General features: G+C 70.3%; 17 protein-coding genes and 1 riboswitch. Of the genes, 13 read left to right on the top strand and 4 right to left on the bottom strand.

The window, feature by feature from the left end; all coding sequences use genetic code 11:
* Positions 1-5 precede the first annotated feature (5 nt).
* Complete coding sequence (locus tag MBA17_RS19215) at positions 6-1,094, top strand: C40 family peptidase (protein ID WP_238497871.1); 1,089 nt, start codon at positions 6-8, stop codon at positions 1,092-1,094.
* Positions 1,095-1,136: 42 nt separating this feature from the next.
* Here the strand turns inward: MBA17_RS19215 and MBA17_RS19210 are convergent, their stop codons facing one another.
* Positions 1,137-1,631, bottom strand: coding sequence for an inorganic diphosphatase (locus MBA17_RS19210; RefSeq protein WP_238497870.1), 495 nt, complete (start codon positions 1,629-1,631; stop codon positions 1,137-1,139).
* 88 nt (positions 1,632-1,719) lie between these two features.
* Between MBA17_RS19210 and dacB the strand changes: the two genes are divergently transcribed.
* From dacB to MBA17_RS19155, 11 genes are all read left to right on the top strand, one after another.
* Positions 1,720-3,123, top strand: coding sequence for a D-alanyl-D-alanine carboxypeptidase/D-alanyl-D-alanine endopeptidase (gene dacB, locus MBA17_RS19205; protein ID WP_238497869.1), 1,404 nt, complete (start codon positions 1,720-1,722; stop codon positions 3,121-3,123).
* Positions 3,124-3,499: 376 nt separating this feature from the next.
* Complete coding sequence (locus MBA17_RS19200) at positions 3,500-4,642, top strand: zinc-dependent metalloprotease (RefSeq protein ID WP_238497868.1); 1,143 nt, start codon at positions 3,500-3,502, stop codon at positions 4,640-4,642.
* Between the two features lie 6 nt (positions 4,643-4,648).
* Positions 4,649-5,659 carry a tRNA lysidine(34) synthetase TilS gene (gene tilS, locus MBA17_RS19195; RefSeq protein ID WP_238497867.1) on the top strand — a complete coding sequence of 337 codons (1,011 nt, stop codon included), beginning with the start codon at positions 4,649-4,651 and terminating at the stop codon, positions 5,657-5,659.
* A 48-nt stretch (positions 5,660-5,707) separates the two neighbouring features.
* Positions 5,708-6,268 (top strand): hypoxanthine phosphoribosyltransferase, encoded by a 561-nt coding sequence (hpt, locus tag MBA17_RS19190; RefSeq protein WP_238497866.1) that lies wholly within the window; start codon positions 5,708-5,710, stop codon positions 6,266-6,268.
* Between the two features lie 361 nt (positions 6,269-6,629).
* Complete coding sequence (gene ftsH / locus MBA17_RS19185) at positions 6,630-8,606, top strand: ATP-dependent zinc metalloprotease FtsH (protein ID WP_238497865.1); 1,977 nt, start codon at positions 6,630-6,632, stop codon at positions 8,604-8,606.
* The gene (gene folE, locus MBA17_RS19180) at positions 8,607-9,191 is read left to right on the top strand and encodes a GTP cyclohydrolase I FolE (protein WP_238497864.1); all 585 of its coding nucleotides are present in this window, start codon (positions 8,607-8,609) and stop codon (positions 9,189-9,191) included. It abuts the gene before it with no gap.
* A gap of 127 nt (positions 9,192-9,318) precedes the next feature.
* Positions 9,319-10,173 (top strand): dihydropteroate synthase, encoded by an 855-nt coding sequence (gene folP, locus MBA17_RS19175; RefSeq protein ID WP_455432794.1) that lies wholly within the window; start codon positions 9,319-9,321, stop codon positions 10,171-10,173.
* Complete coding sequence (locus MBA17_RS19170; RefSeq protein WP_238497863.1) at positions 10,170-10,610, top strand: nuclear transport factor 2 family protein; 441 nt, start codon at positions 10,170-10,172, stop codon at positions 10,608-10,610. The genes folP and MBA17_RS19170 overlap by 4 nt, the downstream gene beginning before the upstream one ends.
* Positions 10,607-10,981: a dihydroneopterin aldolase gene (gene folB, locus MBA17_RS19165; RefSeq protein WP_238497862.1), complete on the top strand. Its 375-nt coding sequence runs from the start codon at positions 10,607-10,609 to the stop codon at positions 10,979-10,981. The genes MBA17_RS19170 and folB overlap by 4 nt, the downstream gene beginning before the upstream one ends.
* Positions 10,978-11,478: a 2-amino-4-hydroxy-6-hydroxymethyldihydropteridine diphosphokinase gene (folK, locus tag MBA17_RS19160; RefSeq protein ID WP_238497861.1), complete on the top strand. Its 501-nt coding sequence runs from the start codon at positions 10,978-10,980 to the stop codon at positions 11,476-11,478. The genes folB and folK overlap by 4 nt, the downstream gene beginning before the upstream one ends.
* Positions 11,475-11,933: a DUF3180 domain-containing protein gene (locus tag MBA17_RS19155; RefSeq protein ID WP_238497860.1), complete on the top strand. Its 459-nt coding sequence runs from the start codon at positions 11,475-11,477 to the stop codon at positions 11,931-11,933. The genes folK and MBA17_RS19155 overlap by 4 nt, the downstream gene beginning before the upstream one ends.
* Before the next feature lie 4 nt (positions 11,934-11,937).
* Here the strand turns inward: MBA17_RS19155 and MBA17_RS19150 are convergent, their stop codons facing one another.
* Together MBA17_RS19150 and MBA17_RS19145 are read right to left on the bottom strand one after the other, a co-directional pair.
* Positions 11,938-13,083 (bottom strand): NADH-quinone oxidoreductase subunit D, encoded by a 1,146-nt coding sequence (locus MBA17_RS19150; protein WP_238497859.1) that lies wholly within the window; start codon positions 13,081-13,083, stop codon positions 11,938-11,940.
* 17 nt (positions 13,084-13,100) lie between these two features.
* Positions 13,101-14,384: an aminotransferase class V-fold PLP-dependent enzyme gene (locus tag MBA17_RS19145; protein WP_238497858.1), complete on the bottom strand. Its 1,284-nt coding sequence runs from the start codon at positions 14,382-14,384 to the stop codon at positions 13,101-13,103.
* A 47-nt stretch (positions 14,385-14,431) separates the two neighbouring features.
* A riboswitch (SAM riboswitch) is annotated at positions 14,432-14,547 on the bottom strand.
* Positions 14,548-14,609: 62 nt separating this feature from the next.
* Between MBA17_RS19145 and MBA17_RS19140 the strand changes: the two genes are divergently transcribed.
* Positions 14,610-15,812 (top strand): cytochrome P450, encoded by a 1,203-nt coding sequence (locus MBA17_RS19140; RefSeq protein ID WP_238497857.1) that lies wholly within the window; start codon positions 14,610-14,612, stop codon positions 15,810-15,812.
* Between the two features lie 11 nt (positions 15,813-15,823).
* On the opposite strand, the gene MBA17_RS19135 is transcribed toward MBA17_RS19140, so the two are convergent.
* Complete coding sequence (locus MBA17_RS19135; protein WP_238497856.1) at positions 15,824-16,981, bottom strand: cation:proton antiporter; 1,158 nt, start codon at positions 16,979-16,981, stop codon at positions 15,824-15,826.
* Between the last annotated feature and the right edge of the window lie 2 nt (positions 16,982-16,983).

The following is a 16,983-nucleotide window of genomic DNA, read 5'->3' as shown; positions in this document are numbered from 1 at the left end:
GCCTGATGATCACAACCAATATCGCCGCCGCCGATCCCAGGCCCTCGGCCGACCAGGTCGCCGAGGCTCGCCAGACCGTCCGCGACCGTTCCCAACGGCTCGGCGCGGCGACGGCGGACCTCGCCACGGCCCGCACCCGGCTCCAGGACCTGCGCTCGAACGTCGAACGGCTCGTCGAGGCCTACAACGGCGAGATGGTACGGCTGCGCGACGCCGAAGCCGCCTACCAGGGCGCGACCGAGCGGTTGCGGGTGGCGGACGGCAGGGTGGCCGAGACCAGGGCGACGGTGGCGATGCTGGCCGCGCAGAGCTACGGCGGCGTCGACCTGACCCGCCCGATGATCGGCATGGTCGCCGACGACGGTGGCGGATCCGCCGGCTTCCTGCATCAGGCGAGCGTCCTGGAGTACATGAGCGGGGCGCAGGCCGAGCTGCTCAAGCGGGTGCGCGAGGCCCAGCAGGTCTCCGCCATCCTGCGCGGCCAGGCGCAGGACGCTTTCGAGGAGCGGAGGGTGGCGGCCGAGCGGGTGAAAGCCGCCCGGGCGGCGGCCCATGCCGCGGTGAGCCGCCAGCGGGGCGCCACGCGCGCGCTGAGGGGGGAGAAGAAGTCCATCGCGAAACGCCTCACCGCCGCCAGGACCAGGGCGCAGCGCCTGGCCTACCGGCGGGCCGCGGCCGTGGACCGTTCCATCCCCCAGGGGGTTCCCGGCTGGATGGCCGGAGGCAGCACCGCGGGCGACATCGCGGTCACCTGGGCGCTCGGCCAGCTCGGCAAGCCGTACGTCTGGGCGGCGGCGGGGCCGGACACCTACGACTGCTCGGGGTTGACCATGCGCGCGTGGGAGCAGGTCGGCGTCCGGCTCGACCACTGGACGGGCACCCAGTGGACCTCCGGGCCGCACATTCCCACCGACGCGCTCGCACGTGGTGACTTGGTCTTCTTCGGTCAGATCACCGACAATCCCGGAGACATCCACCATGTCGGCATCTACGTCGGGAAGGGGATGATGGTGCACGCTCCGCAGACCGGCGACGTGGTGCGGATCGCCTCGATCTGGCGGAGCGACCTGGTCGGCGCGACCCGCCCCGGGTGACCGGGGTGAGGAGGGTGAACCGGGCCGCGCCCGCCGCGGTCGTCAGTGCAGGCCGTCCTGGTCCTGGGCCCGCTTGATCGAGTTCACGATCTCGGCCTCCGCCTCGACCCTGCCGACCCAGTTGGCGCCTTCGACCGACTTGCCCGGCTCAAGCTCCTTGTAGACCTCGAAGAAATGCTGTATCTCCAGCCGGTCGAACTCGGGCACGTGGTGGATGTCGCGGATGTGCTCCATCCGGGGGTCGGTCGACGGCACGCACAGCACCTTGTCGTCGCCGCCCTTCTCGTCGGTCATGCGGAACATGCCGACGGCCCTGCAACTGATCAGGCAGCCGGGGAAGGTCGGCTCCTGGAGCAGGACGAGCGCGTCGAGCGGGTCGCCGTCCTCACCGAGCGTGTGCTCGATGAAACCGTAGTCGGCGGGATACTGGGTGGAGGTGAACAGCAGCCGGTCCAGGCGGATGCGACCAGTCTTGTGATCGACCTCATATTTGTTCCGTTGCCCCTTGGGAATCTCAACGACAACGTCGAAGTCCACCGCGGTTCCTCCGCTCAAGCCCCCGGGCACCCCGGTTGGGCATTAATGTCTCGTAGGCGTAATACCCGTAATAAGAGAGGTTGGCGACGTGGTCCGGCGCGAGCGATGGGTGGCCCTGGTCACTCTCGTCTTGCTGCAGGCCTTCGTGGTCGTCGCGGGCGTTTACGTGATCACCAACGACATCAGCCTGAGCGCGTTGAGCGAGCGGGCACCACGTCCGAGCGTTTCGGCCAAGCCGCCGCCCGTTCCCGTCGTGACCGCGGGACCAGTGCTGGCTGCGGGTGGAAACGGACCTCTCCCGACCAAGAGTACTTTGGCGAGCAGGCTCAAGAACGCGCTGGGTGACCCGGCGCTGGGAGACCGAGTCGGCGCGGCGGTGATCGACGTCGGCACCGGCGAGGTGCTGTACGGCGCCGATTCCGGGACCGTCATCACGCCCGCCTCGACGACCAAGATCGTCACTTCCATCGCCTCGCTCGCCTCCCTCGGCCCCGACACCCGCCTGACGACCCGGGCTGTACGCGGTCCGGTGAAGAACTCCGTCATCCTCGTCGGCGGCGGCGACCCCACCCTGCTCGGCCCCAAGGCGCCCGCCCGCCCCGCTTATCCCAAACAGGCGTCTCTCGCCCAGCTCGCCCAGCGCACGGCCATGGCCCTCAAGGCCCAAGGAGTGACAAAGGTCACCCTCTCCTACGACGACACCCTCTTCAGCGGCTCGCGAATCGGCCCCGGCTGGAAACCCAACTACGTCCCCGAGGGCAGCGTGGCGCCGGTGAGCGCGCTGGCGATCGACGTGGGCCGCGTCCACCCCGACAGCTCCCAACGGGTCGCAGACCCCTCACGCACGGCCGCCACCGCCTTCGCGACCCTGCTCAGGAAGTACGGCGTGACGACCGGCAAGACGATCAAGGAGTCCAAGGCGGCCGCCGGCGCCGAGGAGCTCGCCAAGGTCGTGTCGGCCCCCGTCTACGCCCTGGTCGAGCGGACCCTGACGCTCAGCGACAACGATCTGGCGGAGGCGCTCGCCCGGCATCTGACGATCAAGGAGGGCATGGCCGCCACCTTCGCGAACGTCGCCCCCGCCGTCCAGGGCGTCCTCAAGCGGCTCGGCGCCGACCAGGGCATCCGGGTCGTCGACGGCAGCGGCCTCTCCACCCGCAACCGGATCAGCGCCGCCGGCCTCGCCCGCCTGCTCGCCGTCGCCCTGTCGCCCAGCCACCCGCACCTGCACGCCGTCGTCAGCGGCATGCCCGTCGCGGGCTTCTCCGGCACCCTCGGCAGCCGCTTCACCAGGAACGACGCCAAACCCGGGCTCGGCCTGGTCCGGGCCAAGACGGGCACCCTCAACCACGTGAACACCCTCGCCGGGATCGCCACCACCACCGACGGCCGCCTCCTCACCTTCGCCTTCATGGCCGACCGAGTCCCCCTCGCCTGGGGAAAAGCCGAAGCCGCCCTAGACCGCCTAGCCACAGTCGTCGCGTTGAGCTAACAAGCCACCCAAGTTTTGACGAAGCGAGCCAGGGGTTCTCGTTCGGGCGCGCCGCCGCAGCCAATGCTGAGGAAGGGTTTCCCCGAGCGAGCCAGGGTTGTCGTTCGGGCGCGCCGGTGGCTGGACTGAGGAGAGAAGGAGCGACGTAGGAGCGGATGAACGACGAGGGAAGCCGCCGGGTGTGAGCGCCCGAACCGCGACGCGCAGCGTCGCAATCAAACAGGGCGCGCCGGTGGCTGGACTGAGGAGAGAAGGAGCGACGAAGGAGCGGATGAACGACGAGGGAAGCCGCCGGGTGTGAGCGCCCGAACCGCGACGCGCAGCGTCGCATCAGGCAGGCGCGCAGCGTCGCCATAAACAACGTACGGTGGACGGTATGCAGGTGATCGACTGGGAACTCGCCGTGTCCACGGGAACGCGCCTGGTGCGCCCCGGCCCTCAGGTGAGCCGGGAGGAGGCCAGGCAGGCCGTCGCCGAGTTGCGCACGCTCTCCCGTGAAGCGGAGAGCCATGTGCGCGAGTTCACCAGGATCGACGCCGCGACCGCGCCACAGGCGGCGACCGTCGTCGACCGGCCGGGGTGGATCCGCGCGAACGTCGAGGGCTTCCGGGTCGTGCTGGAGCCGCTGACGCAGCGCATGGCGGCCAACCGCGGGCAGGCTCCGGCCATCGTCTCGGCGGTCGGCTCGCGCATCACGGGCGTCGAGGTCGGCGCGGTGCTGGCGTTCATGGCGTCCCGCGTGCTGGGGCAGTACGAGCTGTTCCTGCCGCCCGATCCTTCGGGGCAGGCGCCGATCGGCCGGTTGACCCTGGTCGCGCCCAACATCGTCCACGCCGAGCGTGAGCTGGGCGTGCACTCGCGCGACTTCCGGCTGTGGGTCTGCCTGCACGAGGAGACCCACCGGGTGCAGTTCACCGGCGTGCCGTGGCTGCGTGAGTACGTGCGCGGCCAGATGACCGAGTTCCTGCTCGCCTCCGACCTCGACCTGCCGACGCTGCTCGAACGGCTCCGCTCGGCCGCCGACGCGGTGGCCGACGCGGTGCGCGGTGGCGAGGGCAACCTGATCGACGCCATCCAGACGCCTGAGCAGAAGGAGATCCTCAGCCGGCTGACCGCTGTGATGACCCTGGTGGAGGGCCATGGCGACTTCGTCATGGACGCGGTGGGGCCGTCCGTGGTCCCGTCGGTCGCCGACATCCGCGAGAAGTTCCAGCACCGGCGGGAGAGCGGCTCCCGGCTCGACCGCACGATTCGCCGCCTGCTCGGCGTCGATCTCAAGATGAAGCAGTACGCCGAGGGTTCCGCCTTCGTGAAGACGGTGGTCGACCAGGTCGGGATGGACGGGTTCAACAAGGTCTGGACCTCGCCGGAGACCTTGCCCGACCAGGGGGAGATCGCCGATCCCGCCCGCTGGATCGCCCGTGTCGTCACCACCGCCGCCATCGCCAACGGCGCCGCCCCGGCGCCGCCCGCCGACCCGGGTTCTGTCGACGGCGACGCGCCGCCCGCGGTCGGCTAACCTCCCGTGGGCCCGCATCCGGCCGTCGCCGACGTCCGCCGTGCCCTGCGGGAGGCGCTGGCCGACCTGGGGCCGGGCGCGCTCGTCCTGGTGGCCTGCAGCGGCGGCGCCGACTCGTTGGCGCTGGCCGCCGCGCTGGGTTTCGTCGCGCCGCGCGCGGGCCTGCGTGGGGGACTGGTGACCGTCGACCACGGGTTGCAGGAGGGCTCGGCCGTGCAGGCGGCCGAGGTGCTGCGGCTGGCGTCCGGGCTCGGCCTGGAGCCGGCCGAGACGCTCCACGCCGTGGTGGGCGGGGAGGGCGGGCCTGAGGCCGCCGCCCGGCAGGCCCGCTACGCCGCGCTGGAGGAGGCCGCAGACCGCCTGGGGGCCGCTGCGGTGCTGCTCGGCCACACGAGGGACGACCAGGCGGAGACGGTGCTGCTGCGCCTCGCGCGCGGCAGCGGCACGCGTTCGCTGTCGGGGATGGCGGCGGTGGCGGGACGATATCGCCGCCCGTTCCTCCAGTTGTCCCGGGAGACGACCACGGCGGCCTGCGCCGCGCTCGGCCTCGCTCCGTGGGACGACCCGCACAATCTCGACCCGCGCTTCACCCGGGTGCGGGTGCGGAGGCGGTTGCTGCCGGTTCTGGAGGAGGAGCTCGGCCCGGGCGTCGCGGAGGCGCTGGCCCGTACGGCGCGGCTGTGTCGCGAGGATGCGGATGCCCTGGACGAATGGGCAGAATCCGCCTATGTAGCAGCGAGCGTCGATTTCGCTCTTAGCGATATTCCGCTGGAGCCGGGAGCGGTCGCGCTGGCCGTACCGGTGCTGGAAGGTCTGCCGGACGCGGTGCGGCGGCGGGTGGTGCGGCGCGCGGCGGTCGCGGCGGGAGCCCCTTCGGGGTCGGTCTCGGCGGCGCACGTCCTGGCGGCGGACCGGCTCGTGACCGCGTGGCGGGGGCAGCGCGGCGTGGACCTGCCCGGGGGGGTGGTCGCCGTACGCAGGTGTGGCACCCTGGTTCTCGCCAGAGCGTCCGGTTGATTCCGGACGTGCGCAGCCACACCTTTTGACGCGAAGGAAACACCCCAGGTGGACGCAGCCGACATGGGCCGGGACCTGGAGCGGGTCCTCATCTCCGAGGACGAGCTCCAGGCGAAGATCAAAGAACTAGCCGGAAAGATCGATGCGGACTACGCGGGCAAGGACCTGCTGATCGTCGGTGTGCTCAAGGGTGCCGTGATGGTCATGGCCGACCTGGCCAGGGCGTTGAGCGTGCCGCTTGAGATGGATTGGATGGCCGTCTCGTCGTACGGCGCGGGCACCAGGTCCTCCGGGGTGGTGCGGGTGCTGAAGGACCTCGACACCGATATCGCCGGACGGCACGTGCTGGTCGTGGAGGACATAATCGACTCCGGGCTGACGCTGTCGTGGCTGGTGCACAACCTCAAGTCGCGTGATCCCGCCTCGGTCGAGGTCTGCGCCGCGCTGCGCAAGCCTGACGCGAACAAGGTGCCGATCGAGGTGAAATACATCGGGTTCGACATCCCGAACGAGTTCGTCATCGGTTATGGCCTCGACTACGCGGAGCGTTACCGGAACCTTCCGTTCATCGGGACGCTGGCGCCGCACGTATACGGCGGAACGGAATAGGAAATACGCCCTGGGCGAAGCGGATGCGCACAGAGGCTGACATTGGCCGCACCCGCCGGGAACACCGCCACGGCTGACGTACGTTGGTAGGGCAAGAACCGGTGGTGCCCGGGCAGTTACCGAGCCCGGCACGCCGGTGTACCTTCGGACTCCGAAGGAGGTGACGTGTTGTCGCCTCCGGGTAGTCCGTTGGAGCGGTTAGGGATGCCGCGACCCGGGAGGGCGAGGAAGCGGAGCCGGACACGGCGCCGATCGTGAGAGCGATCGGGCGTCATGCGAGGCGAGGCGGAATCGACCGGTGTAGTACCCGGGTGCCAGGCCATGGTCAGGAAGGGACGGGCCCGTCGGGGTTCCGCATCGGATGGATCTCAAGAGATTTACACGTGGGCCACTCCTGTGGATCCTGGGCATCGTCGTGTTGCTCCTGCTCGTCACCACCATGTGGAGCAGCGACGGCAACTTCGAGCGGACCGACACCTCACAGGTCGTGACCTGGATCGACGAGGGCAAGGTTTCGAGCTCCAAGATCATCGACAAGGACCAGCGCATCGAGGTCACACTGACCGACGGTAAGCGCTACTACTCCTCGTGGGTGTCCGGCCAGGGAGTCCAGCTCGCTCAGCAGTTGCAGGCCGCAAAGTCCGCCAACAAGTTGCCCAAGGGTTACACCGTAGACGTGCCGAAGGAGAATTTCCTCCTCGGTCTGCTGGTGAGCTTCCTGCCCTTCGTCATCATCGTGCTGATCTTCCTGTTCATCATGAACCAGATGCAGGGCGGCGGCTCCCGGGTGATGAACTTCGGGAAGTCGAAGGCGAAGCTCATCACCAAGGACACGCCGAAGACGACATTCGCCGACGTGGCGGGCGCGGACGAGGCCATCGAGGAGCTCCAGGAGATCAAGGAGTTCCTCCAGGCCCCGGCCAAGTTCCAGGCGATCGGCGCGAAGATCCCCAAGGGCGTTCTGCTGTACGGCCCGCCCGGCACCGGCAAGACCCTGCTCGCCAGGGCCGTCGCCGGCGAGGCCGGAGTGCCGTTCTACTCGATCTCGGGTTCCGACTTCGTGGAGATGTTCGTCGGTGTCGGCGCCTCCCGAGTCCGTGACCTGTTCGAGCAGGCCAAGGCGAACGCTCCGGCGATCATCTTCATCGACGAGATCGACGCGGTCGGCCGCCATCGCGGCGCCGGTCTCGGCGGCGGTCACGACGAGCGCGAGCAGACGCTGAACCAGCTCCTCGTCGAGATGGACGGCTTCGACGTCAAGGGCGGCGTGATCCTGATCGCCGCGACGAACCGGCCCGACATCCTCGACCCGGCGCTGCTGCGGCCCGGCCGGTTCGACCGGCAGGTCACCGTGGACCGGCCCGACCTGGAAGGCCGCAAGGGCATCCTGCGCGTGCACGGCCGGGGCAAGCCGTTCGCGGAGGACGTCGACCTCGACGTCATCGCCCGCAGGACCCCCGGTTTCACCGGCGCCGACCTGGCCAACGTGATCAACGAGGCGGCGCTGCTCACCGCGCGCGCCGACCAGAAGCTGATCACGATGGAGCTGCTGGAGGAGGCCATCGACCGCGTGATGGCCGGCCCCGAGCGCAAGTCCAGGGTCATGTCGGACCAGGAGAAGAAGATCATCGCGTATCACGAGGGCGGTCACGCCCTGGTGGCACACGCGTTGCCCAACTCCGACCCGGTCCACAAGATCACGATCCTGTCCCGCGGCCGCGCCCTCGGTTACACGATGACGCTGCCGATGGAGGACAAGTTCCTGGCGACGCGCTCGGAGATGAACGACCAGCTCGCGATGTTGATGGGCGGACGCACGGCGGAGGAGCTCGTCTTCCACGAGCCCACCACGGGCGCCTCCAACGACATCGAGAAGGCCACCACCATCGCCCGCCGCATGGTCACCGAGTACGGCATGAGCGAGCAGCTCGGCGCCCGTAAGTTCGGCAGCGGCAACGGCGAGGTCTTCCTCGGCCGTGAGATGGGTCACGAGCGCGACTACTCCGAGAAGATCGCATCGTCGATCGACGAAGAGGTCCGCAGGCTCATCGAGTCGGCGCACGATCAGGCGTGGGACATCCTGGTCGAGTACCGCGACGTGCTCGACAACCTGGTGCTGGAGCTCATGGAGAAGGAGACCCTCTCCCGCGACATGGTGCTCCAGGTCTTCGCCCCCGTCGTCGTCAAGGAGCACCGCCCCTCCTATGCGGGATACGGCAAGCGGCTCCCGTCGGACCGCCCGCCCGTGCTCTCCCGTAAGGAGCAGACCGGCAACGGCGCGCTCCCGGCGGGGACCGGTGCGGAGCCCCGTGACGTGGTTCCGCGAGACGGGGCCTGAGTGGGTCAGAAGCCACTGAAGGTCGACTCGGCCCGGATCGAGAAGGCCGTTCGCGAGATCCTGATCGCGATCGGTGAAGATCCGGACCGGGACGGCCTTCTGGACACCCCGGCCCGCGTCGCCCGCGCCTACGCGGAGCAGTTCGCCGGGCTCGGGCAGACCCCCGAAGACGTGCTGACCACCGTCTTCGAGGTCGAGCACGACGAGATGGTGCTGGTCAAGGACATCGAGGTCTACTCCAACTGCGAGCACCACCTGGTCCCGTTCCACGGGGTCGCCCACGTCGGCTACATCCCCAACGCCAAGGGCCAGGTGACCGGCCTGTCCAAGCTGGCCAGGCTGGTCGACGTCTACGCCAGGCGCCCCCAGGTCCAGGAGCGGATGACCTCCCAGATCGCCGACGCGCTGATGCACGTGCTGGAGCCGCGAGGAGTCATCGTGGTCATCGAGTGCGAGCACCTCTGCATGACCATGCGGGGGGTGCGCAAGCCGGGGGCGAAAACCATCACCTCGGCCGTGCGCGGCGATTTCCGTGACAGCGACAAGACCCGTGCCGAGGCGATGTCGCTGATCCTGGGCACGTGACCCTGCGCTCGATCCCCGATCCCCTAACCGCCCGTCGACCGGACAACCCGGTCGACGGGCCGTTTCGTTATCCGGAAGGCGGACCCGTGGCTCCGATCGGAGATGCGGAAGACCTAGGCTTGTCGGCATGACCACGTGGAGTGTGCCCGGAATGCCCGCCGAGGAGCGGTGCCTGGTCATGGGCGTGGTCAATGTCACGCCTGATTCCTTCTCCGACGGCGGCCAGTGGTTCGACGAGGACGCGGCGATCCGGCACGGCCTGGAGCTGGTCCGTCAGGGCGCCGACATCGTCGACGTCGGCGGCGAGTCCACCAGGCCGGGCGCGGCCCGGGTGTCCCTGGAGGAGGAGCTGGCCAGGGTGGTCCCGGTGATCCGGGCGCTGGACCGGGAGGGCGTCCCGGTCAGCGTCGACACCATGCGGGCCGAGGTGGCGCAGGCGGCCGTCGAGGCGGGCGCCAAACTCGTCAACGACGTCAGCGGCGGACTCGCCGATCACGGCATGGCCAGGGTCGTCGCCGCCGCCGGCGTGCCGTACGTGGTGATGCACTGGCGGGGGCACAGCCACGACATGGAGAGCCGCGCGGTGTACGCCGACGTGGTGACCGAGGTGCGCGAGGAGCTGGCCAAGCGGGTCGATCTGGTGCTGGCGGAAGGCGTGCCGGAGAATCAGATCGTGCTCGATCCCGGGCTCGGCTTCGCCAAGCATCCGGAACACAACTGGTCCCTGCTCGCGGGCATGGACAGGCTGGCCGAACTGGGCTACCCGCTGCTCATCGGCGCGTCGCGGAAGCGGTTCCTCGGCCGCCTGCTGCCGGGGCCCGACGGAACCCCCCGCCCGTTCAGCCGCAGTGACGACGCGACCGCCGCGGTGACGGCCCTCGCCGCGCGGGCGGGAGCCTGGTGTGTCAGGGTGCACCGGGTGGGGCCCAACGCCGATGCCGTCCGGGTGGCGGCCGCATGGACCCGTGGAGGGAGCAGATGAGCGTCGACACGGTGGCCGTCGAGACGGCCAATCAGACGTTCTACACAGCCATCGAGGAGGCCGACCTCGACGCGATGACCGACGTCTGGGCCGCCGACTCAGAAGGGCTGCAGGTGGGGTGCGTGCATCCCGGCTGGCCGCTGCTGACGGGCCGCTCCGAGGTGCTGAGGTCGTGGGCGCTGATCATGGCGAACACGCCGTACATCCAGTTCGTGCTGACGGACGTCAACGTCACCGTCTTCGGCGACGTCGCCGTGCTCACCTGCGCGGAGAACATCCTGACCGCCGGCGACGAGGGCGATTCGAGTTTCGCCGCCGGGAAGGTCGTGGCGAGCAACACCTTCGTCAGGACCACCGAGGGCTGGCGGTTGTGGATGCACCATGGTTCGCCCGTCCTGCAGGGCGATGACGACGACGAGGAGGAGGAACCGGCGTGACGGTGCCGGGCACAGACACGATCACACTGTCGGGGCTACGGGCACGGGGGTTTCACGGCTGTCTGCCGGCCGAGCGCGCGCTCGGTCAGGAGTTCGTCGTCGACGTCACGCTGTTCCTCGACACCGCACCCGCCGCCGCCGGCGACGACCTGGCGAAGACGGTCGACTACGGAGACCTGGCCGTACGGCTGGCCAGGGTCGTCGAGGGCGAGGCGGTGGCCCTGATCGAGACGCTCGCCCAGCGGCTGGCCGACGTGTGCCTGGCCGACGCGCTGGTCGACGCGGCCGAGGTCCGGGTGCACAAACCGGCCGCCCCCATCCCCCTGCCCTTCGACGACGTGATCGTCACGATCACCAGGAGGCGAACATGAAGGTCGTCCTCTCCCTCGGCAGCAATCTGGGCCGCCGGTTCGACACCCTCCAGGGCGCGATCGACGCGATTTTCGACGCGCCCGGCCTGGCATTCGTCGCCGTGTCCCCCGTCTACGAGACCGATCCGGTCGGCGGCCCCGAGCAGGGGCCCTACCTCAACGCCGTGGTCATCGCCGAGACCATGCTGGAGCCCCGGGCCCTGCTCGAACGCGCCCAGAGCGTGGAAGACTCCTTCGGCCGCGCCCGCGGCGAGCGCTGGGGCCCGCGCACGCTCGACGTGGACCTGATCGTCGTCGGCGACCAGTCCTGCGACGACGGCGAGCTCACCCTGCCGCACCCCCGCGCGCACGAGCGCGCCTTCGTGCTGGTCCCGTGGGCCGAGGCCGACCCGACCGCGGTCCTGCCCGGACACGGCCCGGTGGCCGAACTGGCCGCCTCCGTGGGCACGGCGGGCGTGCGCCTGCGGGCCGACCGCACGTTGCAGGTGCCGATGTGAGGCCGACCCGGCCGATGGCGCTCGTCGCCATCATCGTGGCGCTCGCCGCGATCACCTGGCTGATCCTCCAGCGGATGTACGGCACGCTGCCCACGGTCCCGTGGAGCGCCATCCCGTCCATGCTGCTGCTCGCGATCGGCGAGGCGTACAGCGGGTGGATGACCAGGGCTCGGCTGGAGGGCAGGCACGAGACCAAGCCGGTCGAGCCGATGGTCGTGGCCCGGCTGGCGGCGCTGGCCAAGGCGTCGGCCTACGCCGGGGCGGTCTTCGGCGGCGTCTTCGCCGGGTTCGTGTTGCACGTCATAGAACTGCTGGGCCAGGACACCCCGCGGCGCGACTTCTTCGTCGCGGGCGGCTCGTTCCTCTCCTGCGTGGTGCTGATCTGCGCGGCCCTCTACCTGGAGTACTGCTGCCGGATCCCCAAGGACGACGAGGAAGCGGACACCCGGCCCTGAGGCGTCACTTGTCGATGTCGCCGACCACGAAGAACATCGAGCCCAGGATGGCCACCATGTCGGCGACCAGATGGCCGGGCAGCATCTCGCGCAGCACCTGGATGTTGTTGAAGGACGCGGAACGGAGCTTGAGCCGCCACGGCGTCTTCTCGCCGCGGGAGACCAGGTAGTAGCCGTTGATGCCGAGCGGGCTCTCGGTCCAGGCGTAGGTGTGCCCCTCCGGCACCTTGAGCACCTTGGGCAGCCGCTGGTTGATCGGCCCCGGCGGCAGCTCGCGGAGCCGGTCGAGGCACGCGTCGGCGAGATCCAGGGACACCTTGACCTGCTCCAGCAGCACGAGGAACCGGGCGTGGCAGTCACCGGCCGACTGGGTGATCACTTTCACCGGCAGCTCGCCGTACGCCAGGTAGGGCTCGTCGCGGCGGAGGTCGAAGTCGACGCCCGAGGCTCTGGCGATGGGGCCGCTCACGCCGTACTGCATGATCGTGTCGCGGTCGAGGACGCCGACGCCGACGGTCCTGGCGCGGAAGATGTCGTTGCCGAGGAGCAGGTTCTCGATGTCGGGCAGGCGTCGCCGTACGTCCGCGACGGCGCGGGAGGTGCGGTCGAGCCAGCCCTCGGGAAGGTCGTCCTTCAGGCCGCCGACCCGGTTGAACATGTAGTGCATCCGGCCGCCGGAGATCTCCTCCATGACGGCCTGGATGGTCTCGCGCTCCCTGAAGGCGTAGAAGACGGGGGTGATGGCGCCGAGCTCCAGGGGATAGGAGCCGAGGAACATCAGGTGGTTGAGCACCCGGTTGAGCTCGGCGAGCAGGGTGCGCGCCCACACGGCCCGGACCGGCACCTCCATGCCGAGCATGCGCTCGACCGCGAGCACCACGCCCAGCTCGTTGGCGAACGCCGACAGCCAGTCGTGCCGGTTGGCCAGCACCAGGATCTGCCGGTAGTCGCGCACCTCGAACAGCTTCTCCGCGCCCCGGTGCATGTAGCCGATCACCGGCTCGGCGGCGCTGATCCGCTCGCCGTCGAGGGTGAGCCGTAGCCGCAGCACACCGTGGGTGGACGGGTGCTGCGGGCCGATGTTGAGGATCATGTCCTCGGTGGCCAGCTCTTTGGCGCCCGCGCCGATGCCCACCATGCGTTCGGTCATAGGCTCATGCTGCCACGTCAGCGCCGGGTGACAAGATCCCGCAGGGCGGCGATCAGCCGGTCCACGTGCTCGGTGGCGGTGCCCAGGCCGATCGAGGCCCGTACCGCGCTCGCCGTACCGTCGTGGCAGCCCTCGTCGGAGGCGCCCAGCAGGTGCCGGACGAACGGGTGCGCGCAGAACTTCCCGTCACGCACCCCGATGCCGTGCTCGGCCGACAGCGCCTCGGCGACCTCCCGCGCGGTCCAGCCCTCGACCACGAACGACACGATGCCCAGCCGCGGATGCTCGGGACCCCACAGCGCCAGCTCGCGCACCCCTTCGATCTCCGCGAGCCCGGCCCGCAGGCGGGTGAGCAGCCGCTCCTCCTCGCGCACCAGCGCGGTCCAGCCGGTGGCCGACAGGGCGTCGCAGGCGGCGGCCAGCGCGATCGCGCCCAGCACGTTCGGGGTGCCCGCCTCGTGCCGCTGCTCGGCGTCCTCGCTCCAGACGGTCTCCTCGGCGACGGCCGTGGTGGCGCCGCCACCCCGCAGGTACGGCTCGGCGTCGGCGAGCCAGTCACGACGGCCGATCAGCGCGCCCGCGCCGAAGGGGGCGTACAGCTTGTGCCCGGAGAACACCACGTAGTCGAGGTCGAGCGCGGTCAGGTTGAGCCGCCGGTGCGGGACGAGCTGCGCCGCGTCCACCAGGATGCGGGCGCCGTGCCGGTGCGCGATGTGGGCCAGGGCCGCGATCGGCCACAGCTCCCCGGTGACGTTGGAGGCGGCGGTGACCACCAGCAGCGCGGGGCCGTCGATGCCGGCCAGGGCGTCGTCGACCGCGCGGACGGCCTCGCCGGGAAAGGCGGGCGGGGCCAGCCGTACGGCGTCCGGCCAGGGGAGTAGTGAGGCGTGGTGCTCGGTGTCGAAGACCACCACGGTCGTGCCCTCGGGCAGGCAGCGGGCCAGCAGGTTGGTGGCGTCGGTGGTGTTGCGGGTGAAGACCACCGCGTCGTCGGCGCGGGCTCCGGCGAAGGCCCGCACGGTGTGCCTGGCCTGCTCGTAGCGGGCGGTGGTGAGCTGCGAGGCGTAGCCGGCGCCGCGGTGCACGCTGGAGTAGGCCGGCAGCGCGGCGGCGACGGCCGCGTTCACCGGCTCCAGACAGGGGGCGCTCGCCGCGTAGTCGAGGTTCGCGTACGGCACCAGCCTGCCGCCCTTGACCGGGACCTCCAGGTCGGCGCCGAGCACCCGGGGTAGGCCGCGCTCGGTGGTGTCCCGTGCCGGGGTGCGGGCGGGGGCGGGACCGAGAATGGTGAGAACGGACATGGCCAGGCTCCTTGGGTCATCGGACCCCTGCCCTGGTGTCGGAAGGCGGCCCGCGCTTGCCCGACGCACCTCGCGCCGGACCAGGTCCTCACCCGGGGCACCCCGCCGCGGACGCGAGGGTTGCCGGCCAGCGAGCCGGGGCTTGACGCTGGCACTCATGACCTACGCCGGAACTATAACCGACAACCGGTACCTGATCGCAACCCCGCGATCTAGCATTGCGGTGTGCGTTTTGACCCGTGGAATCCTGAATTCGTCGCTCATCCCTACGACGTCTACGCGGAACTGCGCGCCTCGGCGCCGGTGAGCTACTTCGAACCCACCGGACAGTGGCTCGTCGCCGGGCACGCCGACGTCAACGCACTGCTGAGGGACCGCCGGCTGGGCCGCTCCTACCTGCACGCCGCCACCCACGAGGAGTTCGGCAGGGAGCCGGAGCCCGACTTCCAGGAGCCGTTCTGGCGGGTGACCAGGACCGGCATGCTCGACGTCGAGCCGCCCGTGCACACGCGCCTGCGGCGGCTGGTGTCCAAGGCGTTCACGCCCCGGATGGTCGAGGCGCTTCGTCCCCGGGTGCGCGCGTTCGCCACCGAACTGGTGGCCGGACTGGTCGAACGCGGCGGCGGCGACCTGCTGGCCGAGGTCGCCGAGCCGTTGCCGGTCACCGTGATCGCCGAGATGCTCGGCGTGCCGGAGGCCGACCGCCACCTGTTGCGGCCCTGGTCGGCCGACATCTGCGGGATGTACGAGCTCAACCCCTCCAGCCAGGCGCAGCACACCGCGGTGCGCGCCGCCGAGGAGTTCTCCGCCTACCTGCGCGACCTGTCCCGGGCCCGGCGCGACGCCCCCGGCGACGACCTCATCAGCGCCCTCGCCCAGGTGGCCGACGAAGGTGACGTCCTCACCGAGGACGAGCTGATCGGCACCTGCGTGCTGCTCCTCAACGCGGGCCACGAGGCCACCGTCAACGTGACCGGCAACGGCTGGTGGTCGCTCTTCCGCAATCCCGGCGAACTGGCCCGGCTCAGGGCCGACCACACGCTTCTGCCGACCGCCGTGGAGGAGCTGATGCGGTGGGACACGCCGTTGCAGCTGTTCGAGCGCTGGGTGCTGGAGGACATCACCGTCGGGGGCGTCGACATCCCGCGCGGGGCCGAGGTCGCTCTCCTCTTCGGCTCCGCGAACCGTGACGAGACGGTGTTCGACGACCCCGGACGGCTCGACCTGGCCCGCGCCGACAATCCGCACATCTCCTTCGGCGCCGGCATCCACTTCTGCCTCGGCGCCCCGCTGGCCCGCATCGAACTGGCCGAGTCCTTCGCCGCCGTCCTCCGCGCCGCCCCCGGACTGGAACTCACCGAGGAACCCACCTGGAAGCCCGGCTACGTGATCCGCGGCCTGACCTCCCTGAAGGTCGCCGTCCGCTAAGACGACGGCTGTCAGGCGCGTTTGGCGATCGAGGTGATGAGGGGCTGCATGAGGCGGGCGGCGAGAGGGCCGAAGGCGGCGAGGATGAGCACGTAGGTAGCCGCGAGCGGGCCGAGGTCGGGGTGGACTCCGGCGCCGACGGCGAGCCCGGCGATCACGATGTTGAACTCGCCCCTGGGGATCAGGGCGATGCCGGCTCGGGCCCGGCCGGCCTTGCCGATGCCGGCCCGGCGCGCGGCGTACGCCCCGGTGAGCAGCTTGGTGATCATGCTGATCAGGGCGAGGCCGGCGGCGAGCGCGGCGACCGGCGGGATGGCGCCGGGGTCGGTCTGCAGGCCGAAGAAGACGAAGAAGACCGCCGCGAACAGGTCGCGGAGCGGGCTCAGCAGGGCGCGGGCGTCCTCGGCCAGTTCGCCTGACAGGGCGATGCCGACCAGGAACGCGCCGACCGCGGCGGAGACCTGGAGCTGCTGCGCCAGGCCCGCCACCAGCAGCGCCAGGCCGACGACCTTGAGCAGCAGCACCTCGGAGTTCGGGCTGGCCACGAACGCCTCGATGAACCGGCCGAAACGCAGCGCCACGAGCAGCACGACGCTGACGGTGGCCAGCGCGATCGCGACCGTGACGGCGCCGCTGAGCAGGGTCAGCCCGGCCAGCAGCGCGGTCAGGATCGGCAGGTAGAGCGCCATCGTGAGGTCTTCGAAGACCAGCAGCGACAGCACGACCGGGGTCTCCCTGTTGCCGATCCAGCCGAGGTCCGACAACACCTTCGCGGTGATGCCCGAGGAGGTGGCATAGGTGACGCCGGCCATCGCCACGGCGGCCACCGGGCCCCAGCCGAGCAGCAGCGCGGCGATGGCGCCCGGCGCGGCGTTCAGCACCAGGTCGACGATTCCGCCCCTGGCGTTGCTGCGCAGGCTGCTGACCAGCTCGTCGGCGTTGTACTCCAGGCCGAGCGTTAACAACAGCAGGATGACGCCGAGTTCCGCGCCGACCGCGATGAACTCCTCGCTGGTGGCCAGCGGCAGGATCCCGCCCTGTCCGAAGGCCAGACCGGCCAGCAGGTAGAGGGGAATGGGGGAGATGCCCACCCGGAGCGCGAGCGCGCCGAGAACGCCTAGACCGAGAAGGACACCACCGAGTTCGAGAAACAGGATCGCTGTGTGCACCG

This window comes from Dolomitihabitans soli (assembly GCF_022213955.1).
GTDB lineage: Bacteria > Actinomycetota > Actinomycetes > Streptosporangiales > Streptosporangiaceae > Streptosporangium_A > Streptosporangium_A soli.
This window is presented reverse-complemented; position numbering and strand designations above follow the sequence as displayed.

What these genes read in the sequence shown, in the direction of transcription:
- MBA17_RS19200 (WP_238497868.1), top strand. Translation starts at nt 3,500, where the DNA reads ATGCAGGTGATCGACTGGGAACTCGCCGTGTCCACGGGAACGCGCCTG.
- folK (WP_238497861.1), top strand. Translation starts at nt 10,978, where the DNA reads ATGAAGGTCGTCCTCTCCCTCGGCAGCAATCTGGGCCGCCGGTTCGAC.
- ftsH (WP_238497865.1), top strand. Translation starts at nt 6,630, where the DNA reads ATGGATCTCAAGAGATTTACACGTGGGCCACTCCTGTGGATCCTGGGC.
- MBA17_RS19215 (WP_238497871.1), top strand. Translation starts at nt 6, where the DNA reads ATGATCACAACCAATATCGCCGCCGCCGATCCCAGGCCCTCGGCCGAC.
- folP (WP_455432794.1), top strand. Translation starts at nt 9,319, where the DNA reads ATGACCACGTGGAGTGTGCCCGGAATGCCCGCCGAGGAGCGGTGCCTG.
- MBA17_RS19170 (WP_238497863.1), top strand. Translation starts at nt 10,170, where the DNA reads ATGAGCGTCGACACGGTGGCCGTCGAGACGGCCAATCAGACGTTCTAC.
- MBA17_RS19145 (WP_238497858.1), bottom strand. Translation starts at nt 14,384, where the DNA reads ATGTCCGTTCTCACCATTCTCGGTCCCGCCCCCGCCCGCACCCCGGCA.
- MBA17_RS19150 (WP_238497859.1), bottom strand. Translation starts at nt 13,083, where the DNA reads ATGACCGAACGCATGGTGGGCATCGGCGCGGGCGCCAAAGAGCTGGCC.